Annotated in this window: 20 protein-coding genes; 10 read left to right on the forward strand and 10 right to left on the reverse strand. The window is 48.5% G+C overall.

Annotated elements, in window-relative coordinates; genetic code table 11:
• Positions 1-138 precede the first annotated feature (138 nt).
• The 7 genes from mfd to DP_RS01435 all read left to right on the forward strand — a co-directional run bounded on the left by mfd (position 139) and on the right by DP_RS01435 (position 9,297).
• Positions 139-3,693, forward strand: a complete 3,555-nt coding sequence (mfd, locus tag DP_RS01405) for a transcription-repair coupling factor (protein ID WP_011187527.1) — start codon at positions 139-141, stop codon at positions 3,691-3,693.
• Complete coding sequence (locus DP_RS01410) at positions 3,690-4,367, forward strand: HAD-IA family hydrolase (protein WP_011187528.1); 678 nt, start codon at positions 3,690-3,692, stop codon at positions 4,365-4,367. The genes mfd and DP_RS01410 overlap by 4 nt, the downstream gene beginning before the upstream one ends.
• Positions 4,368-4,468: 101 nt before the next feature.
• On the forward strand, positions 4,469-5,629 hold the full coding sequence (gene sucC, locus DP_RS01415) for an ADP-forming succinate--CoA ligase subunit beta (RefSeq protein ID WP_011187529.1): 1,161 nt from the start codon (positions 4,469-4,471) through the stop codon (positions 5,627-5,629).
• Between the two features lie 14 nt (positions 5,630-5,643).
• The gene (locus DP_RS01420; protein ID WP_011187530.1) at positions 5,644-6,738 is read left to right on the forward strand and encodes a glycerophosphodiester phosphodiesterase family protein; all 1,095 of its coding nucleotides are present in this window, start codon (positions 5,644-5,646) and stop codon (positions 6,736-6,738) included.
• Positions 6,735-7,619, forward strand: a complete 885-nt coding sequence (sucD, locus tag DP_RS01425; RefSeq protein WP_011187531.1) for a succinate--CoA ligase subunit alpha — start codon at positions 6,735-6,737, stop codon at positions 7,617-7,619. Before DP_RS01420 ends, sucD begins: the two co-directional genes overlap by 4 nt.
• A gap of 136 nt (positions 7,620-7,755) precedes the next feature.
• The gene (locus tag DP_RS01430) at positions 7,756-8,064 is read left to right on the forward strand and encodes a hypothetical protein (protein WP_011187532.1); all 309 of its coding nucleotides are present in this window, start codon (positions 7,756-7,758) and stop codon (positions 8,062-8,064) included.
• A 33-nt stretch (positions 8,065-8,097) separates the two neighbouring features.
• Positions 8,098-9,297: a putative sulfate/molybdate transporter gene (locus DP_RS01435; RefSeq protein WP_011187533.1), complete on the forward strand. Its 1,200-nt coding sequence runs from the start codon at positions 8,098-8,100 to the stop codon at positions 9,295-9,297.
• 31 nt (positions 9,298-9,328) lie between these two features.
• Here the strand turns inward: DP_RS01435 and DP_RS01440 are convergent, their stop codons facing one another.
• Complete coding sequence (locus DP_RS01440; RefSeq protein ID WP_049784978.1) at positions 9,329-9,628, reverse strand: TIGR03905 family TSCPD domain-containing protein; 300 nt, start codon at positions 9,626-9,628, stop codon at positions 9,329-9,331.
• A 429-nt stretch (positions 9,629-10,057) separates the two neighbouring features.
• On the opposite strand from DP_RS01440, the gene DP_RS01445 reads away from it, so the two are divergent.
• Together DP_RS01445 and DP_RS01450 are read left to right on the forward strand one after the other, a co-directional pair.
• Entirely contained in the window at positions 10,058-10,984 is a 927-nt protein-coding gene (locus DP_RS01445; protein WP_011187535.1) for a DMT family transporter, read from the forward strand.
• 16 nt (positions 10,985-11,000) lie between these two features.
• Positions 11,001-11,759 carry an endonuclease gene (locus DP_RS01450; RefSeq protein ID WP_011187536.1) on the forward strand — a complete coding sequence of 253 codons (759 nt, stop codon included), beginning with the start codon at positions 11,001-11,003 and terminating at the stop codon, positions 11,757-11,759.
• A 148-nt stretch (positions 11,760-11,907) separates the two neighbouring features.
• On the opposite strand, the gene DP_RS01455 is transcribed toward DP_RS01450, so the two are convergent.
• The gene (locus tag DP_RS01455; protein WP_011187537.1) at positions 11,908-14,112 is read right to left on the reverse strand and encodes a CHASE3 domain-containing protein; all 2,205 of its coding nucleotides are present in this window, start codon (positions 14,110-14,112) and stop codon (positions 11,908-11,910) included.
• 326 nt (positions 14,113-14,438) lie between these two features.
• On the reverse strand, positions 14,439-15,299 hold the full coding sequence (locus tag DP_RS01460; RefSeq protein WP_011187538.1) for a LysR family transcriptional regulator: 861 nt from the start codon (positions 15,297-15,299) through the stop codon (positions 14,439-14,441).
• Between the two features lie 357 nt (positions 15,300-15,656).
• Here DP_RS01460 and DP_RS01470 point away from each other — a divergent pair, with 357 nt between their 5' ends.
• Positions 15,657-16,001 (forward strand): antibiotic biosynthesis monooxygenase family protein, encoded by a 345-nt coding sequence (locus tag DP_RS01470; RefSeq protein ID WP_011187540.1) that lies wholly within the window; start codon positions 15,657-15,659, stop codon positions 15,999-16,001.
• 82 nt (positions 16,002-16,083) lie between these two features.
• Here DP_RS01470 and lipA read toward each other — a convergent pair whose 3' ends face one another.
• The 7 genes from lipA to DP_RS01505 all read right to left on the reverse strand — a co-directional run bounded on the left by lipA (position 16,084) and on the right by DP_RS01505 (position 22,856).
• On the reverse strand, positions 16,084-16,983 hold the full coding sequence (gene lipA, locus DP_RS01475; RefSeq protein WP_011187541.1) for a lipoyl synthase: 900 nt from the start codon (positions 16,981-16,983) through the stop codon (positions 16,084-16,086).
• A 17-nt stretch (positions 16,984-17,000) separates the two neighbouring features.
• Positions 17,001-17,672: a lipoyl(octanoyl) transferase LipB gene (lipB, locus tag DP_RS01480; RefSeq protein ID WP_011187542.1), complete on the reverse strand. Its 672-nt coding sequence runs from the start codon at positions 17,670-17,672 to the stop codon at positions 17,001-17,003.
• Between the two features lie 49 nt (positions 17,673-17,721).
• A complete protein-coding gene (gene gcvPB / locus DP_RS01485) occupies positions 17,722-19,176 on the reverse strand; it encodes an aminomethyl-transferring glycine dehydrogenase subunit GcvPB (RefSeq protein WP_011187543.1) in 1,455 nt (484 codons plus the stop codon).
• Between the two features lie 2 nt (positions 19,177-19,178).
• Entirely contained in the window at positions 19,179-20,531 is a 1,353-nt protein-coding gene (gcvPA, locus tag DP_RS01490; RefSeq protein WP_011187544.1) for an aminomethyl-transferring glycine dehydrogenase subunit GcvPA, read from the reverse strand.
• 112 nt (positions 20,532-20,643) lie between these two features.
• Positions 20,644-21,039 (reverse strand): glycine cleavage system protein GcvH, encoded by a 396-nt coding sequence (gene gcvH, locus DP_RS01495; RefSeq protein ID WP_011187545.1) that lies wholly within the window; start codon positions 21,037-21,039, stop codon positions 20,644-20,646.
• A 36-nt stretch (positions 21,040-21,075) separates the two neighbouring features.
• Positions 21,076-22,365, reverse strand: coding sequence for an aminomethyltransferase family protein (locus DP_RS01500; protein ID WP_011187546.1), 1,290 nt, complete (start codon positions 22,363-22,365; stop codon positions 21,076-21,078).
• On the reverse strand, positions 22,347-22,856 hold the full coding sequence (locus DP_RS01505) for an Lrp/AsnC family transcriptional regulator (RefSeq protein ID WP_011187547.1): 510 nt from the start codon (positions 22,854-22,856) through the stop codon (positions 22,347-22,349). The genes DP_RS01500 and DP_RS01505 overlap by 19 nt, the downstream gene beginning before the upstream one ends.
• Positions 22,857-22,869: the final 13 nt, after the last annotated feature.

Consider the following 22,869-nt stretch of genomic DNA (forward strand, 5'->3'; position numbering starts at 1 on the left):
TTTAAGCCTCTTCCCGTAGATAAAAAGCCTGCCCCCTTGCTTTTCTGCTAAAAAGACAAATTTATATAGAAGGCTTCCCGGACGGGAAAAAACTGGTAATAACCACGTAACTGCTCGGATTTTTCTAGGATTATACCCATGACGACAACAAACATTTTTGCCCAAATTGACAAAAAAAAAGCAATTACCCTCTCGGGGCTCAGGGGGAGCAGCACAGCCCTCCTGGCAGCTCAGCTGGCAAAAAATTCAAGTTGTTGCTGTATTGTCCCGGATGACCATCTCATCCCCATCGTCGTGCAAAACCTGCAGCTCTTCTCTGAAAAAACCATCCTCAGCTACCCAAGTCACGAAATACCACCCTACACGGCTCTCTCCCCCGACCAGAAGGTGACAGCAACACGACTGGCAAGTCTCTATCAGGCGGCAAACAGTGAACACCCCACCATCATTGTCACCTCCATCGAAGCCCTGCTTCGCCGGGTCATCCCCAAAGAGCTCCTCTCAGCCCGGGTCGAACTCATCATGGCTGGCGAAGATTGTGACCGGGACGGCTTAATCACCAGCCTTCTTCTCCTCGGTTACGACAAGGTCTCCTTGACAAAAAACGTAGGTGACTTCGCTGTTCGCGGTGGAATCATTGACATATACCCACCAGCCTTTGCCCTGGAGAATGGACAGCTCCATGAGGGCCCTCTCCGTCTTGATTTTTTTGGTGATACGGTGGAGTCACTTCGCACCTTCGACCCGGTCAGCCAACGCTCCACGGGCAAACTCGAAGAGGCCATCCTCCTCCCCACCAGAGATTTCATCATTGACACCTCTGCCAAAAAGTCTCTACAGGAGATCGGTACGGCCCTACAAACACGGGCAGATAAGTACAGTTGGAACGAAGAGCTGACCCAGACCATGCTGGAAAAGATCAACACCGGCCAGGGTATTGCCGGAATTGAGTCCTTTCTTCCCCTCTTTTTCCCGGGTAAAAACCTCTCCTCGCTTTTCGACTTCCTGACAGAAGACACCACCATGGTACTCATGGATAGCTTTGCCATCCAGCAGAGCATGAGAATGAGCTACCAACGAATAGAACAAAACTACCTCGAAGTACAGGGCGCTGGCACCCCTGCCCTGCCACCCAAAGAAATATTCCTCTCACCGGAGGAGATAAAAGAAAAGCTCTCCTCCTTTAGACAGGTGCGGCTCTCTGATATCGTCAGTGAACAGGACAATGCCACGAGCTACAATACCCAGAGCCACGGCCTCCTTAAGCAGGAGATCGCCCGCAGGAGGGCCAAAGAAGGTATACTTGTACCGCTCATCGAAAGGATCAGGCAATGGCAGGAGGAGGGACATCGCATTGTCATCTGCTGTCGCTCGGAAAAGCATACAAAAAATCTGGCAGAGATGCTGGAGAGGCACCACTTTAATATTTCCGTGGTACCAAGCCCCCTCTCTCTGCCAGATCTGCAGAAGCGGGCCGAACAGAGAGAGATCCTCCTCTGTGACCACCCGCTCTCCGAGGGATTTTCCCTACCCGAACAAGGCTGGGATATTATTTCCGAGAGCGAACTCTTTGGCCAGATGCGCCTTGGCTCCAAGAAGTCCAAAAGCAAAAAGTGGGCAGAACCCATTGAGTTTACAGAGCTCAATGAGGGTGACATTGTAGTTCATAGAGATCATGGTCTCGGCATATATCGAGGTCTTAATGCCATCCGAATCCAAGAGATTACCAATGATTTTATGAGCATTGAGTACCGAGACGATGACAAGCTCTATGTTCCCGTCGACCGTCTCAATCTGGTCAGTCGCTATCAGGGCATCTCCGACAGGGAGCCCCGCATCGACAAGCTCGGTAGCCAAAACTGGCGAAACACCACCAAAAAGGTCAAGGAAGAGGTATGGAAGGTCGCTCATGAGCTGCTTGAAATATACGCAAAAAGAGAACTTAAAGCAGGACGGGCATTTGCCCCTCCGGGCCAACTCTATCAGGAACTCGAAGAGTCTTTCCCCTTTGATGAGACTGCCGGTCAGCTAGCGGCCATCAACAGTGTGCTAGATGACCTTACCGATGCAAACCCAATGGATCGCCTTGTCTGTGGTGATGTGGGTTATGGTAAAACCGAAGTTGCCATCCGTGGAGCCTTCAAGGTCGTGGAAGATGGCGCCCAGGCGGCCATACTGGTACCCACCACCGTCCTTGCCGAACAGCATCTCAAAACCTTTCGTGAACGACTACAGAATTTCCCTCTGCGTATCGAGTGTCTGAATCGATTCCGCACGGCCAAGGAACAACGGGAGATTGTCAAGGATCTGGCTGCGGGAAAAATTGATATTGTCATAGGCACCCACCGGCTCCTCTCAAAGGACGTCCAATTTAAAGATCTCGGCCTTCTCATTATTGATGAGGAGCATCGCTTCGGGGTGGCCCATAAGGAGAGACTGCGTAAGATGCGGGCCGAGGTAGACATCCTCACCCTGACGGCAACCCCCATTCCCCGGACCCTGCAGATGTCTCTACTCTCCATCCGTGATCTCTCCGTTATATCCAGTCCTCCGGAACAGCGCCGGCCGGTCAAGACCTTTGTCGCCGAGGACGATGATCTGGTCATCAAGGAGGCTATTAGCCGGGAGCTGCGGCGTAAGGGCCAGACATTCTTTGTCCATAACCGGGTAAAATCTATCTACCAGATAGCAAATAAAATTGAAAAGTTAGTCCCAGATGCCCGCATTGCCGTGGCCCATGGCCAGATGGACACCAAGGAACTGGAAAATATCATGGTCTCCTTTGTCAATAAGGAGGTCGATGTCCTGGTGGCCACCACCATCATCGAGTCTGGTCTTGATATTCCTTCGGCCAATACCATGATCATCAACCGGGCCGATAACCTCGGTCTGGCAGAGATGTATCAGCTCCGGGGCCGAGTCGGCAGGTCCTCCACCCAATCCTTTGCCTACCTCCTCGTCCCCTCCCTCGATTCAATCAGCAAAGATTCACGGGAGAGACTGCGGGCCCTGATGGAGTGCAATGAGCTCGGTGGCGGTTTCAAACTGGCCATGAACGACCTGCAAATCCGTGGTGGCGGCAACCTCTTGGGAATCTCCCAAAGTGGTAATATTGCAGCCATTGGTTACGACCTTTATCTGGATCTACTACAGAAGACCGTGGCCGACCTCAAGGCCCAAAAACTCTCACAGGAAGAGCAGGGCATCTACGATGACCTCGACCCGGAGATAAATCTCCAACACTCAGCCTTTATCCCCAGTAACTATATCACCGATATAGACCAACGCTATATCGTCTACAGGCGCATTGCCGCCATGTCACGAGGGATGGCTGACTTTGCCGACATCCGGGACGAACTCAGCGATCGCTACGGAAGGATCCCCGCTGAAACCGAGACCCTGCTGAAGATGATCGAGGTAAAGAGAGAACTCATTGAACTCCGGGTAACAAAACTTGAACGGGGCAGGGGCAATATTGTCCTCACCTTCCAAGATGACACCCCGGTACAACCGGTAAAACTGATAGCATTTATCGCAGAATCCAAGGCCACTAAGAAACAGGCTGCACCCAAGTTGACTCAAGACGGTCGACTCATTGTCTTTATGCACAGTGAAGAGAAGGACGTCTTTAAAACCATCGGCGCAACCCTTATCAAATTACATTCCATGATAGGAAAAAAGGCAGAGAGATGAACAGACAGATTCACCCCAATTTTTCCTGGGAGGATATAGAGACCGTCCTCCTCGATATGGACGGCACCCTTCTGGACAAGTATTTCGACGATGCTTTCTGGTGCAACCACGTACCAAAGAGGTACGGAGAGAAAAACGGTATCAGTTACGAACAGGCCCATGAGCATCTGTTCAAATACTATCGAGCGGCAACGGGAAGTCTTGCCTGGACTGATATGGATCACTGGGCCCGCACCTTCGGCCTTGATATCTTTGCCCTTAAGCATGAGCTCTCTCACCTTATCGGCGAACTGCCGGATGCCCTTGATTTTCTTCAGGCCCTACGAACAATGGGAAAAAAGATTATCCTGGTCACCAACTGTCACCCCAAGGCCCTCGCCCTCAAATTCTCCCTTACCGCAATAGAAGACTATTTTGATGAGATGACCTGCGCCATCGAACTGCAATCCTCTAAGGAAGAGGATATTTTTTGGCTACGACTGGCGGAGAAACACTCCTTCAAAAAAGCCAGCACCCTCTTTATCGATGACAACCACAGAGTACTTCAGGTCGCTGAAAACTTTGGACTGCATCACCTGGTGGCCATTGCCAAGCCAAGTTCTCAGGAAGATTGCTGTTATTCTAAAACATTTCCATCTGTTGCCAGCCTGGCAGAGCTTATAGCAAAAGAGTAAAAAAGGCCGCTTGCGCATTTCTAATTTTCCCGTATATTAAAAGAGATAGGCCATGTATTAACTGTCTAAGATGAAAATTCTACTCAGAGGATGCCTAGTCAATGAAAATCCATGAATACCAAGCCAAGCAGCTGTTCCGTAAATACTCTATCCCCGTACCCGAAGGACTCCTCTGTACGAACCTGCAAGAGGTCAAGACGGCCCTTAAGTCCCTTCAACTCCCCATCGCAGTTAAGGCCCAGATACATGCCGGAGGACGGGGTAAGGGAGGAGGGGTCAAACTTGGCAAAACAGCCACAGAGGTAGTGCAGTACGCCGATGATATCTTGGGAATGTCTCTGGTTACGGCCCAGACGGGGCCCTCGGGCAGGACTGTTTCCAAAATACTCCTTGAAGAAGGCGTCTCCATCGCCCGCGAACTCTATCTCTCCATCCTTGTCGACCGGGAAAGGGCGTGCATCACCATCATTGCCTGCCAGGACGGTGGAATGAATATCGAAGAGGTTGCCGCCTCAACCCCCGAACGAATTGGCAAAATCCATATCAACCCATTAATTGGTCCCCGTTCCTACCATATCAATCAGGCAAGAGAATGGCTGAATATTGCCCAGGAACAGGCCAGAGCTTTTTCCCTCTTTATCCACGCCCTCTATAAACTCTTTCTTGATTACGACTGTTCTATGGTGGAGATCAACCCCCTTATTATCACCGAGGATAATCAGCTCATCGCCCTCGATGCCAAGGTCGACACCGACTCCAACGCCCTCTTTCGCCAGCGGGAACTGCAGAAAATGCACGATCCCGCCGAAGATGATCCAGCAGAGGCAGAGGCCGCCAAGTTCAATCTGAACTATATCAAGCTGAGCGGCAATGTGGGCAATATGGTCAACGGTGCCGGTCTGGCCATGGCCACCATGGATATTATTAAACGGGCGGGAGCGGAACCAGCAAATTTTCTGGATGTGGGAGGGAGCGCCGACGCGGAAAGGATTGAAAACGGTTTTCGCATCATCCTGGCCGACACCAATGTAAAGGCCATTCTTATCAATATTTTTGGCGGAATCCTTCGCTGTGACATCCTCGCCCAGGGCGTGGTGCAGGCCGCCGCCAAGGTATCACTCCAGGTACCTGTCGTTATCCGCATGGAAGGTACCAATGTGAAAGAGGGACGTGAAATTCTGGCCAAGTCAGGACTCTCCCTGATAAATGCCACAGACCTGAACGATGCCGCCGAAAAAATTTCTACCCTACTTACAGATTAACAGGAAGTCACACTATGCTTTGTCGTCTCATTTTCACAGCCCTTCTTATCCTCCTCTGCCATCAACCTCTACTGGCCGCAGAAACCCACCAGGACAGCAGCCAGACCGGCCAAGCTGAACCAAGAAAGAGAGTTATTATCAGCACAGCCACCGAGAATAATCTGCTTGGATCAATCTCCGAGGCAAGCATTGCCCTGATGGCAATGCAGGAGAGTGATTATATCAGACTTCCACTGACTCTGAGTGCCGACAATCAACTGATTGTGGCAAATAATATTAGCCTGTCAGAAACCAATGCCAAAGCCCTCTTTCCACAAAAGACGCAGGACGGCAACTTCTATATCAACGACTTCACCGTCCAGGAACTTCGCCAACTCTCCTTCTCAGGAGAGAACAGAGGCGTGGTGCTTGGCACAACCCTGGAAAGAGCCCTCACCATTGTCGAGGCTGTGTCCCAAAAACAGAAGAGGCAGATGGGTATCTCCCTTGAACCGCGCAAACCCTGGTTTTACAGAAGCAAGGGCAAGGATATCTGCGCCTCCCTTATCGAAAGCCTCAGCCAGTACGATTTAGCGGGGAGCAGAATCATGATCCAATCCTATGATCCCGATGAGTTGGAACGGATCAAAAAGGAACTTCTACCCCGCTATCAACTGAATGTGCCCCTCATCCTCCTCATGGGCGTCAATGGTGGTGAGGAAGCCAAGGAGTATGACTTTGGGGCGTGGAAAGCATACAACTATGACTGGCTCTTCACCAGTACTGGCCTGCGCTTCATCGCCTCCTTTGCCGAAGGAATCGCCTTTGATCAGGGCCAACTCTTAAACGGCAAAAGGCAACTGCTCAACTATTGTAAACGGGGCAGCACCTATGGCCTTCACCTCTTTGCCATGGAAGGCGGCGATGAGCTCAAGGAATACCTCGAAAGCGAACAGAACCAAAAATTATTTGACGGTATCTATACCAATAGACCTGACCAGTACAAATCCCCCAGACAATCAGAAGAGGAACAGATTTCTCCTGCCACCTCTGGAGATCAAACCAGCCCTACAATCGTTTCTTCACAGCTCTATATCCCATCAACCCCAGCATCGGAAGAAAAGCTATGAGTATATTCGTAAACAGCAAGACCCGCCTCCTGGTACAGGGAATCACCGGCCAGGAAGGCCAGTTTCATACCCGCCAGTGTATCAATTACGGTACCCAGGTCGTTGCAGGTGTCACTCCCGGCAAGGGAGGGCAGATGATGGATTCTATCCCCATCTACAACACGGTAAGAGAGGCACGGCAGATCTCAGCGGCCAATGCATCCATGATCATGGTGCCACCACCATTTGCCGCAGACGCCATCCTTGAGGCAGCAGATGCGGGCATAGAGCTCATCATCTGTATCACCGAGGGTATTCCTATTATAGATATGCTCCGGGTAAAAAATTATCTGGCCACGACTACAAGTAGGCTCATTGGCCCCAACTGCCCCGGCATCATCACCCCGGGAGAGTGCAAGATAGGTATCATGCCGGCGAAAATCCATACCCCGGGCGGCCCGATGGGCGTAGTCTCCCGCTCCGGCACCCTTACCTACGAAGTTGTCCATCAACTCACAGGCGTCGGCCTCGGCCAGACAACCTGCGTGGGAATCGGCGGAGATCCTATTAACGGCACGGGCTTTATTGACTGCCTCAAGGCCTTTAATGCCGATGCAGAAACCGAGGCGGTGGTCATGGTGGGTGAAATTGGCGGCCAGGCAGAGGAAGAGGCCGCGGCCTGGGTCAAGGCCCATATGAAAAAACCAGTGATTGGATTTATTGCAGGCCTTACGGCCCCTCCCGGCCGGAGAATGGGCCACGCCGGAGCCATTGTCAGCGGAGGGCAGGGTGCTGCGGCTACCAAGATTATGGCAATGCGGGATGCCGGCATCCATATCTCAGAAAATCTTGGCACCCTGGGTATGCTTGCCCGGCAGGTCCTCGACCCAGACAGCAAGTAAAGACTAGGCACGAGGCGAGCAATAAATACTGTTTGCCCCCTCTCCCCTAATGGATTACATTATCAACAGAGACAGACTAACAATGAGATAGAATAAGGTCACCAGAAACAACACTCAGATCTGCGGTGCAAGAATTATGCCTAACACATCGGACGATGAAGAAACGAACCTAGGAACACCTCTCTCCGATGACCTCGGTCTCCTCATCCCCACTAGCATTGTTATGCTGATTATTATGGCAATGCATCCAATAGGCGTTTTCACCACCATAGCCCTGGCCTTTATCCTCTTTGGTAGCTATTTTAGTCTAACTGTCCCCTTGGTCATCCTCAAGGTCATAAGCTTATATGCAGTCTTAACAGCAATAAACCCCTGCCTACTGGTCATCAGCACATTTTTCTTAGGCCTTTTATTAATTGTCCTGTTATTTTATCTTTTTTTCTAGCCTTAACCCATAGTCCCCATTGAACGAGACATCATGAGCCATCGTTTCGCCTATAATCGAATGGAACTTGCCGGATCCCTTGGCGACCTTGGCACCCTCCTCCCCATTACCATTGCCATGATTCTGGTGGTGGGCCTTCATCCCACCGGCATCTTTATCAGCATTGGCCTCTTCTACATTCTCTCCGGCAGCTATTTCGGTATCACCGTCCCCGTCCAGCCGATGAAGGTCGTCGGTGCCTATGCCATAGCAACGGGAATGCAGCCCTCTCAACTTGTAGCCTCAACCCTGCTCATGGGAGTTTTACTGCTCATTATAGGGGCAACAGGGGCAATTGAGACGATTCGCAGACAAACTGACACCTCCGTTATTCGCGGTATCCAGCTCTCGACGGGCGTAATGCTGATGACGGGGGGAGTGAAGTTTATCATGGGCACCTCAAACCTGCAGATAATGCAAAATGCAGTGGAACCATCCCTGATCCTCCAGGCTATTGGCCCCATCCCCATCTCCATCATCCTGGGAATTCTGGCCTCCCTTATAACATTCCTTCTCCTTGACAGTAGACGATTCCCTGCCGCCCTGATGGTCATCCTGGCAGGCTTTACCACAGGCATAACCCTGGGAAGGGGCATTGACATAGGGGTAGGCAATCTTGGTTTCCACCTTCCCCAGATACTGCCCTTTGGCATTCCTGCCCTGCCAGATTTCACCTTTGCCCTCTTTATCCTAGTCCTGCCGCAACTGCCCATGACTCTGGGCAATGCTGTTCTTGCCTATACGGATCTCTCCCATAAATATTTCGGTGAAAAGGCCGCGCGAGTCAGCAACAGAAAGGTCTGCATCAGCATGGGACTTGCCAATGTACTCAGTTTTTTTGTAGGTGGAATGCCGCTCTGTCACGGAGCGGGAGGACTTGCTGCTCACTATCGTTTTGGGGCAAGAACGGCGGGATCCAATATATTTATCGGACTGTTCTTTCTTCTGGTGGCAATTATCTTTGGCGATAAGAGCGTCCAACTATTGAATCTCTTACCACTTTCAATACTTGGTGCCCTCCTGCTCTTTGCCGGGGTACAACTGGCGCTGACCATCATGGATCTGAAACGACGAGAGGACTATTTTGTGGCTACCATAATGCTTGGCATAACCCTAGCCAGCAATCTTGCCGCAGGCTTTATCGCCGGCATCATTATCGCAAAATGTCTCAAATGGGAGAGGTTTTCTATCTAGCACCCCTCCCCCAAAACTCTTCAGAAGAGCATCATAGAGCCATCTGAATCAATTCCCCTGGGAACTGTTCTACACAGGCGCAAGACTTATCATCCGTCATATGGAGCAAGGCCTGACAGAGTTGATCCGCACAGGAGGTAGGCTTATTGCCACAGGTGATCCCCTGTAACTTAGCAATAACTTCAGTGACCGGCATACCTTCAAGCAAAATCCCAATAGCCTTTAAATTACCAGGACAACCACCAAAAAACCGTAGTCCTGTTAAACAACCATCTTTTACATCAAACTCTATCTCTTTGGCACAAACGCCCTTTGGTTTAACTCTTTGCACAGCGACACACCTCTTTTTTTTAATTACAGGCTGCGAATAACGCTTCCCATTCCATCCCATTCCAGCAAGATCAGCACTGAGCTATCAACAGGCACAGGATTACAGGATAGGTCCATACTCTACCAAATCGGTCAGCCCTTTTAAGGACTGAAGATAATCGGTTATAGTTCATCATCTTTACAAACTCAATCACTTCTCACAAACTCTCTCTTTTTTTGCCTCACTCCTCCCCTAACGCTGCGAGCAAATGCAAGCGCCAAGCCGCCACCACTGCCTTACTCCTACCACAGCGCCCGACGGCAAAGAGAACTAGCAAGACCATTTTTTCTTCCACCTATGCAAAATTTCATTTCTTTTCTGCCAACCTTGGAGTACTTGGTATTCAATATAGCTTATTGATTATTTAAGAAAAATTTAAGAGGTCTTGCCATGAAACTGATCTTTAACAGTAAATATACACCCGTTATTGCCATTTTTGTTGCCATGATTATCTGGGCAAGCTCCTTTATCGCCCTAAAGATAGCCTTTCGTAGCTACCATCCCATGGTGGTTATCTTTGGTAGGATGCTCATCGCTACCCTCTGCTTCATGGTCTTTTATAAGTATGTCTTCAAGGGATTCAAATACCATAAGGGTGACTATAAGCCTCTCCTCTTTATGGCCTTTTGTGAGCCCTGCCTCTACTTTATTTTCGAGGCTATTGCCCTTAAGAACACCTCCGCCTCACAGGCCGGAGTTATCACCGCCACCGCCCCTATCTTTATTCTGGCAGCAGCCTCTCTCTTCTTAAAAGAAAAATACAACCTGCAATCGTGGCTCGGTGCCCTTGCAGCCCTTGCAGGTGTCTGCTGGATAACCCTTGCCTCGGCAACAAGTGAGAGTGCTCCCAACCCCATATTTGGTAACTTCTGTGAAGTTTTAGCCATGGCCTGTGCCACCGGCTATACGGTCTGCCTTAAATCCCTGACCAAGAGATACTCCCCCCTGTTCCTTACCTCAACCCAAGCACTTATGGGGACATTCTTTTATCTTCCCATGCTCTTTCTCCCCTTTGTAGAAATGCCCACCGAGTATGTAGCACTGCCCTCATTTGCCATCATCTATCTCGGGGCAGTGGTGAGCCTCATCGCCTACGGGCTTTACAACTATGCACTTGCGCATATGCCGGCTGCCCAGGGCGCCTCCTATATCAACCTTATTCCCATCTTTTCCGTGGCCATGGCTTGGCTCTTTCTTGGCGAAACCCTTAACCTCAGCCAGGGCTTTGCCGCAGCACTCATTATTGCCAGCGTATGGGTCAGCCAAAAGGGCATGGCAAAAGCCCATGACGAAAAGCACTCTCTGAAAAATAAATAGTCCCCAGACTCCTAAAATGAACATACTCCTTCTCACCCTGACCATACTTCTCTGCTCGGGGCAGGCATCTGCCCACAACACCAAGATCTCCTCCTTTGCAACGGCCAAGAGGACCCTGCTCCAGAAGGTCTACTACGATCACCGTCAGACCATCTACTGCGGGGCAACCTTTTCCCGCGACAAAAATGTTCAGCCCCCCCTGGGCTTTCACACCCTGAAACACAAAAAGAGAGCTGGCAGAATTGAGTGGGAACACGTTGTTCCCGCCGAGAACTTTGGCAAGAGCTTCAGTGAATGGCGAGAGGGAAGTGCGGTCTGCAGGGACAGCAAGGGACGTAGCTTTAAGGGACGAAGATGCGCCCAAAAGGCCAATAGAACATATAGGTATATGCAGGCAGATATGTATAACCTCTACCCTGCCATTGGTGCGGTGAACGCAATGCGGAGCAACTACAACTTCACCATGCTGGCCGGGAAGGGTACAAGCTCCTTTGGTAGCTGCCAGATGATTATAGCAAAGAGAAAAGCTCAACCGCCCGAAGAGGCACGGGGAAGAATTGCACGAACCTATAAGTATATGGAGTGGGCCTACCCACAGTACTCCATGAGCCGGCAACAACAAAAGTTAAGCAGAGCCTGGGACAGGCAATATCCCGTCTCCAACTGGGAGTGCACCAGAGCAGAGCGCATAGAGAAGATTCAGGGTAACAGAAACCCCTTTGTCGCCAAGGCCTGCCAGAAGCTCTATGCCACCAGCGAGGCATTAAGGAAGTAAGAGCTGTATCAAAAACTGGCCGAAGAATAACAAGCACTGGAGCAGCAAGACCCTTTTCAGTACCACTTTTTTTCGGGGAAATTATCCTACTCCAGATAGATCAAAAGCAATCTATCTGGAGTGTATATAAAAAATAGTTACCTCAACCTCAGCCAACTTTGAATTGACTTACCAGGCCAGTCAGCTCTTTTGCCAATTTCGAGAGTTCAATAGCATTTTCATTAACATTTTGACTGATATTATTCATTTCATTTGACTCATTGCTGATTTCAGTAATATCACGATTAACATCCCGAACAGCAACCGAACTTTGGCTTACATTATCATTCACTTCTTTTATCCCAGTAGATGCCTGAGCCACATTTTCAGAAATCTCAGAGGTCGCTGCCGATTGCTGTTCAACGGCGGTTGCAATTGTTGTAATAACGTCATTAATCTGTTCAATAACATCAGATATATTTTTGATATCTGCAATGGTATCGTCGGTGGTGCCCTGCATCTCATCAATTTGGTTTTTGATGTCCACTGTGGCCCCTGCTGTCTGCTTGGCAAGTTCCTTTATTTCATTGGCAACAACCGCAAAACCTTTGCCAGCTTCACCCGCCCTGGCTGCCTCGATAGTTGCGTTGAGAGCAAGAAGATTTGTCTGTTCTGAAATTTCTGTAATTGTCTCTGTTACTCGACCAATTTTATCCGCAGCTTTACCGAGTACAATTATTTTACTTGAGATTTTTTGTGATTGTTCTACTGCATTTTCAGAGATTGTTTTGGCCTGCGCTGCGTTGAGTGCTATCTCGTTGACTGTTGCTGACATCTCTTCAGCTGCGGTAGCAACCATACCAACATTAGTTGAAGATTGTTCCATGGCAGCGGAGACTGAACTCATGTTTGCCCCTAACTCTTCCGATGCAGATGCAACGGCATTAGCATGTTGAGAGGTGCTATCCGAGGTCTGTGAAAGATCAGTCGATACGCTGGAAAGCTTGGCTGAGGAATCGGTAAGAACATTAGTACCTACCTGAACTTGCTGGAGCATGCGGCCAAGATCTTCGGCAATTTTATCAAGAGACTTTGAAAGGGCCCCTACCTCGTCTTTTGTTTTAACCTTGAGCCGTTGGGTCATATCCCCTTGAGCAACAGCGTTGGCTAATTCCACAGCTCGGTTTATAGGCCTGGTGATTGCTCCGGTAATTATTGCTGAGGCGACAAGTGAAATGACTATGATTATCATGGTGCCTAGAATAATCATAATTTTAGCATTTACTGCTGTATCAGAGGCATTCTGGCGGCGAACTTCCATAAGTGACAGCTCAATGTCTATAAAAGTTGCGATTTGGCTGCGGAATTTATCAAAATAAACCTTTCCACGAGCCTCACCGACAATCTTAGCCATATCATTCATGGTTTGTGCATCACCTATCACCCTGCGAAGCGCTATAGCAGGTTCCGTCACATTATTTTTCCAACCATTAATATTCTCTTGAATTTCGCTCAACAGCCTTACCTGAACGGGATTGTCGCTCACGGTTCCCTTAAGACTTGTCAGTCTTTCATTAAAGGATTGAGTCCCATTTTTATACGGATCCAGAAATTCTTCTTTACCCGCAAGAAGATAACCGCGCATTCCTGTTTCCATATTTACAGCCGCAGCTTCTATATTCATTGCTTCTTTGATAACGATTTGAGTATGATTAACCCATTTTGCAGAATCGTTACCCTTGCCGTAAGAATTTGTTGCTTGAAATTTCTTTTCTCGCTTTGCAAGAAGTGTTTCTTCACGTTCAATAAAGGTGGCAATTTGAGCACGGAATTTGTCAAAATAGACTTTTCCACGGGACTCACTGACCAGATCAGCCATGTCATCCATGTTTTTCGAATTACCAATTTCACGGCGGAGCTGGATAGTGGGTTCTGTGACTTTTTTTACCCACTCACCTATATTTTGCTCAACTTCAGTGAGTCGTGTCACTTGGGCTGGGTTGTCACTGACTAATTCTGTCAGATCACCAACCTCATTTTTGAAAGTTTTGTATCCATTCGTATAAGGACTCAAGAAATCTTCCTTGCCAGAAAGAAGATATCCCCTCATTCCTGTTTCCATATCCACCGCAGCGGCAAGAATATCCATGGCGTGTTCAACTACTTCATGACTATGATTGACGCTCTCTCCGGTTTTTAGTAAATTATCAGCCGTGCTATACGTGATAAGACCTAAAACAACCACCAAAACCAAAGAAATTGCATTCCCCAAAAACATCTTACTTTTCAATTTTAAATCACTAAACTTCATTGCCTTCTCCTTAAGATATCCATTAAAGCCGTTTACCAGCCCTCTAAAATCGGGGCCGACCATACTATTTTCCTAAGATAAAATCTTGCTTTTTAATGATATTTTTTTTCCAGTATATCGAGACATACGGCAACCGGAGAAGAAGGCCTTCAGCTAATGGCTACAAAAATCCTGCAGAATTCGAAGAGCAGTTTGATTTGTTGCAAACAATTAGCTTAACCAATACAGCACAGAAATGGGGCAAGGTCATTTTCAAGGCACATTTCAGGCGAATCAAAAAGCCATTTAAGATAATTACCTGTCTGATTAAAAGGTTAGGTAGTTGCGAGGGATATGGCATGAATGCAGAGGGTATTTTGTGTTGGGAAGAGCACAATACAAACACAGCATTAAAAAAAATTTGTCTTTTCCACCAAAGCCAAAAAGGATTTCATGGCATTGGTTAAAGCGGTATCCTTGTGGTAGATAAAACTGGTGTTGATATATGAAATTTCCTTAGGAAGATTTTGGACTTTAAAATGAGCGTACTGCGGCCTTTCTGCTACTGCTCGTGGAAGTATTGTTAACCCCATGCCAGCTTCTACACATCCAAGAATCGTATCCAAGGCACCAAATTCCATAATCTTATATTGCCTAATACCGTAATATGAAAGCCAGTGTTTTAAATGAGCCCTATATGCACAACCTTCCCTGAAGACGAGCAAAGTGATGTTCTTACTCTCCTCAATAGAGGAGAAAGGCTTTTTGTTAAACAATACCAGCTCTTCTTCAATGACTTTGTACTGCATAATATCAGGATGGTTGACTTTACCTCCCACAAAGGCACAATCAACTTTATGCTCCAGTACTTTTAGAATAATTTCTTCTGAGGTTCCTGTAAGAAGCGAGAGGTTAACATTTGCATTCTCCTTGTGAAATTTACTCAAAATAATCGGCAAGTAAATAGCTGCAGCTGTCTCCATACTTCCTACGATTAATTCTCCTCCCAGATCCAATGATTCATTAACAGCTTTAGATGCTTGCCGAACCAGGTAGAGGATTTTTTCAGCATATTCCTTTAACACTCTCCCTTCGGAGGTAAGAGACATTCCACGGCTTTTTCTAATAAAGAGAGCCACCCCCAACTCTTCCTCCAACTGTCTGATTCGAGCCGTCACATTCGATTGGACATAGTTGAGTTGTTTTGCTGCACCAGATACGCTTCCAGTCTCCACTACCGACAGAAAAATTCGTAATGAACTTGTTTCCATTCTCTTTCCAGTTTCTTTTCATTTTATTGTCAAACCAGACGGTATCACATTTTATGATATCTGATATCAAAACCATTCTCTAGTGATGATAGCATGACTTGTGTAATATAGAAACATTAACACTTATCAGGTAAATGAAAGACAGAGAGGGGATGAACTACTTTTCTCCAACTGTAGAAGAGTTGCTCACCACCGGCCTCGCTAGCATCAGAACTACAAAAGCCAGGCAGGTAAGGCTCCAGACGGTAAGCTATGCGGCTTGCATCTGGATACAGGAAAGAGAAAAAGAAAAATGCTGGAATAAGAAAGCAAAACCGTCTGTTTTTTGAAGAGACAAACAACAACTAAGGATAGAAGATGATTGCAGTGATATTTGAAGTTTACCCAACAGAAACCGGAAAGAAAAAGTATCTTGAATTAGCCACATCACTTAAAGAAGAACTCCCAAAATTTAAAGGGCTACTGTCCATGGAGAGATTCCAGAGTCTTATTGAAGAGAAGAAAATTCTCTCTCTCTCCTTATGGGAAGATGAAATGGCCGTAGAGGAGTGGAGAACTTATATGGCTCATAGATTGGATCAACAAAGAGGGAAAAACGAACTTTTTTCAAAATACCGAATACGGGTTTGTTCCGTTGTACGTGATTACAGCGAAAGTGAAAGAAAACAGGCACCCTTAGATTCCAATGATTTTCATTCCTAAGGCAAAGAGAGGAGCCTGACAACAACAAAAACAGATGGATTGAGCCCTGTAAGGCTCAAGCCACCATTTCAGTAACATTCAACTATTTTCGGGCCAGCTCGGCCTTACGAAAAAGTTTCTCCGCCTCATAGGAGCTACGGACAAAGGGGCCGGAAGCCACAGCCAGAAAATCTTTTGCCAGAGCCACATCGCCCAGACGATCAAACTCTGTCGGCTCAACAAAACGTTGCACCAGCAGATGATCCACCGTGGGTTGCAGGTACTGGCCCATGGTAAGGATATCACAGTCGGACTCACGCAGGTCCTGCCAGGTGGCATAGAGCTCTTCTGTCTCTTCACCAAGGCCCAACATCATACCCGTCTTAGTCACCATCTGAGGGGCACGACGACGTACCTCCCGCAGGAGTTCCAGAGAACGTCTATACTCAGCACCAGGACGGGCTACGGAGTAGAGTCGGGGCACTGTTTCAATATTGTGGTTAAGGACATCGGGACGAGCATCGAGAATAGTCTGCAGGGCCCCCCAATTACCGGCAAGATCGGGAATCAGCACCTCAATCAAGGTCTTGGGGTTTTTCTTGCGGATGGCCTCTATGACCCTGACAAAACAGGATGCTCCACCATCGGCCAGATCATCCCGGGTCACCGAGGTGATAACGGCATAGCGCAGGCCCAAGAGAGAGACCGCATCCGCCACCCGCTCTGCCTCATCCTCATCGGGCAGGGCCTTGGGTCCATGGGCCACGGCACAAAAACGGCAGTTACGGGTACAGTGATCGCCCATAATCATAAATGTTGCCGTTCCCTTGGAGTAACATTCAAATTGATTGGGGCACTGCGCCTCCTGACATACGGTGGTCAAACCACTGCCCTTGAGCAATGTTCTGATTTTTTCGTATTCAGGACCGGTAGGCAGACTGCGACGAAGCCATTTTGGTTTACCAACGCGCATCTGCTCATTCTTCTGATGGGAACAAGCCATGAGATATCCTTAGGTTTTTATTTTACACTATGCAAAGAGTCTACCACGGTAAACTCTCCAAAAAGATCTGCCACAATGGACAGGAGCCGTTTTTTCACTTCGGCAGGGTCAAAATCAGTTCCAGCCTCCCGGGCAAGACTGGTTGCCGTCACCCCGGTAAGACCACAGGGATTAATCCAGGAGAAGGGCTCAAGATCGGTGTTGAGGTTGAAGGCAAAGCCATGAAATGAGACACCATGGCGGATGGCAATACCAATACTTCCTATCTTAGAGCGACCGTCTTCGGTCCAAACCCCGGCATTTCTAGTATTACGCACCACCCTAACCCCAAAGTCGGCTGCCAGGCGAATCATGGTCTCCTCCAACAGGCCAACGTATTCGGTCACCCGCATTTTACGCTTCCGCAGATGAAGAATGGGATAGAGAACCAACTGTCCCGGTCCATGGTAGGTAATCTCTCCACCACGCTCGATGGAGACAACATCTATCCCCTTTTGGGCTAACATCTCTTTAGATATATGGAGATGTTGCTCTCCTCCACGCTTGCCCAGAGTATAGACGGGGGGGTGTTCGGTAAGCAGAAAACAGTCACGATCAAGGTCACCACTGCACCGTCTTGCCACCACTGCCTGCTGAGTAGCATAGCAGGCTATGTAGGAGGTGGCGCCAAGATCTACAAGAAAAGACATAGATAATTCCTAGCTAGGGGCGGATAGTGAATATCCGCCCCGAGAAAAACTAGCCACGCAGGCATGGCTTTCTGGCTGCCAGGGTCTCATCAAGACGGCCCACCTTGGTATTTACAGGGGCACTATGGAGAAGATCTGCATCATCTATAGCCTCCTGAGCCACCTGCTTCATTGCCCCAATAAAGAGGTCAATATCTGCCTTGCACTCTGTCTCCGTTGGCTCAATCATAATCGCGCCGTGGACAATGAGTGGAAAGTAGATCGTGGGTGGATGATAACCGTAGTCAATCAGACGCTTGGCCATATCAAGGGTGGTAACCCCATACTCAACCTGATTGGCATCGGAGAAGACACATTCATGCAGGGTCTCGGTCTCGTAACCAAGATGAAAGGTATCTCGCAGTTCAGCCTTGATATAATTAGCATTAAGTACCGCAAGCTGACTGGCCAAACGGAGACCATTACCGCCCATACTCCGAATATAGCTATGGGTGCGCACCAAAACACCATAGTTACCGTAGAAGGCGTGGACCCGACCGAGGGATTGGGGACGATCGAAGTCAAGCTTATAGCTCTCGCCATCTTTGATCACCATTGGACGGGGCAGGAAGGGAAGAAGCCTGTTAACCGCACAAACAGCGCCTGCACCCGGGCCACCACCACCATGAGGGGTAGAGAAGGTCTTATGCAAATTGAGATGCATGATATCAACTCCGCATCTCTTATAGTCTATCATTCCCATGGAGGCATTCATATTGGCGCCATCACCGTAAACCAGGCCACCCTTGGCATGGACAATATCGGCAATCTTACGAATATCACGCTCAAAGATACCCAGGGTATTGGGAATGGTCAGCATGATGCCGGCCGTATCCTCATCCATGAGCCTTTCAACCTCTGCCGCATCCAATACACCTGTATCATTACTCTTAAGAGAGACAGGCTTGAATCCACAAAGAGATGCACTGGCAGGATTGGTACCATGAGCAGTATCAGGAATAAGAATCTTGCTTCTCTTCTCGCCATTGCTCTTGTGAAAGCAGGCAAAGGCCAACATACCGGTAAACTCTCCCTGAGCACCCGCTGCCGGTTGCAGGGTGGTTGCGTCCATACCTGTTATGCGGGCAAGCTCCTCCTGTAAATCATACTGGAGCTGGAGCAAACCCTGACAATCCTCAGCTTCAAGCATTGGGTGAGCCGAGGTAATCTCAGGCATGGCGGCAAAACGCTCATTGATCTTGGGATTATACTTCATGGTACAGGAACCAAGAGGATACATGCCGGTATCAACGCCAAAGTTCCACTGGGAGAGACGGGTATAGTGACGAACGACATCCACCTCACTCAAATCGGGAAAGTCCGGTCCAGCACCGAGCAGAGACGGATCAAGCTCAGCTGCCGGAACATCATTTTCAGGCATTGAAAATGCCATTCGTCCCTTACTTCCCTTTTCCCACAACAGGGGTTCATCAAGAATTAGCCCCGTATTTCCAGATGCATTCATGATTACACCTCCTGAAGTGCATGCTTTTTAATAGAAGAGACAATACGATCAATATCTTCCTTTTTAAGAGTCTCGGTGGCACAGAAGAGATAGGCCCCCTGAAGATCAGGATAGTAGGCTTCAAGAGAGAGACCTGCAACCACAGACTCCTCCTTCAATGCCTCGCGTACCCGCTCAAAGTCAAAAGGAAAACGGAGGGCAAATTCATTAAATACCGGCGCATCAAAGAGAGGTTTTGCCCCAAGTTTGATCAGCTCAGAACGAAGATAGGCAGCCTTGTCATAGTTGAGACGGGCAAGCTGACGAATACCAGTTCCACCCAGGGTTGCCATATACATACCGGCTGTCATGGCGCAGATACCCTGATTCGAGCAGATATTAGAGGTCGCCTTCTCCCTACGAATATGCTGCTCACGTGTTGCCAGAGTAAGAACAAAGCCTCGCTTACCCTTAGTGTCAAGGGTCTGTCCGACAATTCTACCCGGCATATTACGGACAAGTTTGTCCCGACAGCCCATCATTCCAACACCGGGACCACCGTAACTTCTGCCAAGACCAAAACTCTGACCTTCGCCACAGATAATATCGGCACCACATTCACCAGGACTCTTCAGTAGACCGTAGGCAAGGGCCTCACTAAAGCAACTGATAAAGAGGGCATCGACATCGTGTATTTTCTCGCCACAGCCCTGAAGGTCCTCAACCACACCAAAAAAGTTTGGTGATTGGATGGCCACAGATGCCAGCCCCTCAATTCCTGCCAGAGAGGAGAGATCGGTACGACCCTCAGCATCAACAGGAAGCTCGATAATGGTAAAGTCCGTTGCCTGAAGATAGGTTGCCACCACCTCACGATAGTGAGGATGAATGGCTGCCGAGAGGGCCACCGTCTTTTTCTTACGGGCAATACGAAAGCTCATAAGGGCAGATTCGGCAAGGGCTGATGCTCCGTCATACATGGAGGCATTTACCGCATCGGTTCCCAGAAGGCGCGCCGTTAGAGTTTGATATTCAAAGATTCCCTGCAAGGTACCCTGGGCAACTTCTGGTTGATAAGGGGTATAGGCAGTCAAAAACTCCGATCTGCTCATCAGGCTTGGCAAAATCTCCGGCACATAGTGATCATAACTACCCGCACCAATAAGCACCTTATGCTCCTGGTTCACCCTGTTTTTACTCATAAGGGCTGCGAAATGATCCTTTAATTGCCACTCTGTCAAGGCCGCAGGGATTGGAATATCTCCCTGATAGCGACATTCCGCAGGCACAGAGCTAAACAGATCGTCTAAACTCTCCTTGCCTACAACCTCCAACATTTCCTGTATTTCTTCTTCGGTATGGGGTAGATAACGCATTTTATGTCCTTCTTTTTACTCAAAAAAAGCATTTAATACTGCAAACTATCTAGCAAAAAGCAACAATGCCCGAGGAGGCATCGTTGCTTGCCAATTACAGCACAAGAGAAGACTAACCTTTGATCATCTCGCTATATGCAGCAACATCCAAAAGTTCTTCAAGCTCTGCCGCATCCGCTGGCTTAAGGGCCACGATCCAGTTGGCATAGGGATCACTATTGATAAGCTCCGGTGCATCTACCAGGGCCTCATTTATAGCAACAACTTCACCACCGATTGGCAGATACAGTTCAGAAACAGCTTTAACTGACTCGAGGGTACCAAATTCATCGCCCTTGTCGAAGGTATCACCTACTTCAGGCATCTCAACAAAAACAATATCGCCCAACTGATCCTGTGCATAGTCAGTTACGCCAATTCGAACAACTCCATCCTCAAGCTTTGCCCATTCGTGATCATCACTGTAGCGTAGATCTCCGGGTAGGTTTAATTCGTCAAATTCTTTCATATGCCCTCCTGATAATATTTTTTCTGTTTCTATGGTCTATTTTTCTACCAACAGCATGGATTTAGCTGCCTTTCTGGCAGTACGGTCGGGACGAATATCCCCCCGAATCTCAACTTTTATCTTTCGCTTACCACAACGAAGCGTTACCTCATCACCAATCTCCAAGGGACAGGTTACCCGAATAAAACCGCAGGAAAGGCCACGCGGAGAAAAATCTTGCGGACAACCCTTCTCGACTGGGCTGGTAATGCTGTAGATCTGTCCATCGACTCGGCCAATGGCCATATCGGTGGTACAGGTGAGGACATGACCGATGGTCTCGCCCTCGTCATCCACCACAACGGTATCCTCTTCCACCTGAATCTTACGGGGATCAAAGCCCGCAAAAGGATAGGTAAAATCGTCTGTGCATGGTTCTGAAACCACATCTGCACCAACAAAGTCCTTGGTAAAGTTACCATCCTCTCCATAGGGAAGGGCAAAAGGCCAAGGGGTGTTGGTAAATGGCCAGGCACCGATATCCTGATGAGAGAGGGGAAGAACAGCACCCGCGCGCAAAGAATCACGGGAGGCAAGACCGCAGGCAATAAGGCCATATTCAGCCCCTGCCGCCAGCACTATCTGCCAGAGTTGGACAAGCTTTTCCCGCTCGATAAAAAACTCAAAGCCAAACTCGCCGGTATATCCCGTACGAGAAACCATAAAGGAGGTACCATCCAACAACTCAACCTCTGTCGCGGTGGGACAATCGGCAGTGCCGCCCTTAAAGGAAAAATAGGGCAGAGGAGCGAAAAGATCCTCTGGATTCTTGATGATTTTCTTGAGAATTACCGCAGAGAAAGGCCCCTGAAGATCCATCTTGCCCACGCTGGCAGTGCAATCAGCAATATCGACACCGTCGGCAGCATGATTCTCCAAGTGGCTCACCACTGACCCGCCCATACCCGCATTAACCACGACCATATAACTATTTTCAGCAAGCATATAGACCAGGGCATCATCGAGTACCGAGCCATCTTCCAAGAGAAAGAGTCCGTAGACACATCTACCAACGGGCAGGGCAAGCTTCTTGGGGCCAATGGCCCGCTCGAGGTCCTTGGTAAAGCAGTGTTGGAGGACAGCCCTTGAACCTGCTCCCTGAACGGTGAGCACGGACATATGGCTGGTATCAAAGATGCCTGCAGACTCTACCACGGCAAGATGCTCTGCCTTGGCGCCAACGGGATACCAGAGAGGCATATCGTAACCGCCAAAAAGCGCCATATGCGCTCCCTGCTCTACATGGTAAGTATGTAATGTCGTTTTTTTTACGTCTGTATTTTCCATCGAATAAGTCCCCTATGTATGGTGGAAACAGGATATCGCCCCTCTCCTAAAGTGAGAGGGGTACCTTCAACGTTAAAGCTCTTATAAACAACGAAGGTCTCTACCTCGCCCACATTATCAATAGTGCAAACCTCATCATTATAAAATTCTAGCATGCTGAAGCCAGAGGTCAAGGCAACGGTGAGAATAAGATCATAACGGCCGGTGACAACACAGACAGAGATAACCCCCCGAAGTCTACTAAATTCCTCACCCTTCTTAACAAGGTTCATGTCCTTTACCCGGACACCAACCATGATAACGCTCTGCTCAGGCATGAGATCTGGATCAATAAGGCCGGTTATCTGAAGAACCCCTTCATCCTGCATCTTCTTTACCCGGGATCTGATTGTTCCCTCAGCAACGCTGAGATTTTCAGCGATTTTTTTGTAGGCCATGCGTCCATCGCGAAGATGCTCAAGGATGGCAATATTTATTTTATCCAGTTTCATTTATTTATTATAT

Source organism: Desulfotalea psychrophila LSv54, assembly GCF_000025945.1.
Lineage (GTDB): Bacteria > Desulfobacterota > Desulfobulbia > Desulfobulbales > Desulfocapsaceae > Desulfotalea > Desulfotalea psychrophila.

Bases quoted from the DNA above. Each gene is read 5' to 3' on its own strand.
- DP_RS01460 (WP_011187538.1), bottom strand. From the start codon at position 15,299: ATGGAAACAAGTTCATTACGAATTTTTCTGTCGGTAGTGGAGACTGGA.
- gcvPA (WP_011187544.1), bottom strand. From the start codon at position 20,531: ATGCGTTATCTACCCCATACCGAAGAAGAAATACAGGAAATGTTGGAG.
- DP_RS01445 (WP_011187535.1), top strand. From the start codon at position 10,058: ATGAAACTGATCTTTAACAGTAAATATACACCCGTTATTGCCATTTTT.
- DP_RS01505 (WP_011187547.1), bottom strand. From the start codon at position 22,856: ATGAAACTGGATAAAATAAATATTGCCATCCTTGAGCATCTTCGCGAT.
- DP_RS01500 (WP_011187546.1), bottom strand. From the start codon at position 22,365: ATGGAAAATACAGACGTAAAAAAAACGACATTACATACTTACCATGTA.
- gcvH (WP_011187545.1), bottom strand. From the start codon at position 21,039: ATGAAAGAATTTGACGAATTAAACCTACCCGGAGATCTACGCTACAGT.
- DP_RS01430 (WP_011187532.1), top strand. From the start codon at position 7,756: ATGCCTAACACATCGGACGATGAAGAAACGAACCTAGGAACACCTCTC.
- DP_RS01410 (WP_011187528.1), top strand. From the start codon at position 3,690: ATGAACAGACAGATTCACCCCAATTTTTCCTGGGAGGATATAGAGACC.
- DP_RS01455 (WP_011187537.1), bottom strand. From the start codon at position 14,112: ATGGTCGGCCCCGATTTTAGAGGGCTGGTAAACGGCTTTAATGGATAT.
- DP_RS01450 (WP_011187536.1), top strand. From the start codon at position 11,001: ATGAACATACTCCTTCTCACCCTGACCATACTTCTCTGCTCGGGGCAG.
- lipA (WP_011187541.1), bottom strand. From the start codon at position 16,983: ATGGCTTGTTCCCATCAGAAGAATGAGCAGATGCGCGTTGGTAAACCA.
- mfd (WP_011187527.1), top strand. From the start codon at position 139: ATGACGACAACAAACATTTTTGCCCAAATTGACAAAAAAAAAGCAATT.
- DP_RS01435 (WP_011187533.1), top strand. From the start codon at position 8,098: ATGAGCCATCGTTTCGCCTATAATCGAATGGAACTTGCCGGATCCCTT.
- lipB (WP_011187542.1), bottom strand. From the start codon at position 17,672: ATGTCTTTTCTTGTAGATCTTGGCGCCACCTCCTACATAGCCTGCTAT.
- gcvPB (WP_011187543.1), bottom strand. From the start codon at position 19,176: ATGAATGCATCTGGAAATACGGGGCTAATTCTTGATGAACCCCTGTTG.
- sucC (WP_011187529.1), top strand. From the start codon at position 4,469: ATGAAAATCCATGAATACCAAGCCAAGCAGCTGTTCCGTAAATACTCT.
- DP_RS01420 (WP_011187530.1), top strand. From the start codon at position 5,644: ATGCTTTGTCGTCTCATTTTCACAGCCCTTCTTATCCTCCTCTGCCAT.
- sucD (WP_011187531.1), top strand. From the start codon at position 6,735: ATGAGTATATTCGTAAACAGCAAGACCCGCCTCCTGGTACAGGGAATC.
- DP_RS01470 (WP_011187540.1), top strand. From the start codon at position 15,657: ATGATTGCAGTGATATTTGAAGTTTACCCAACAGAAACCGGAAAGAAA.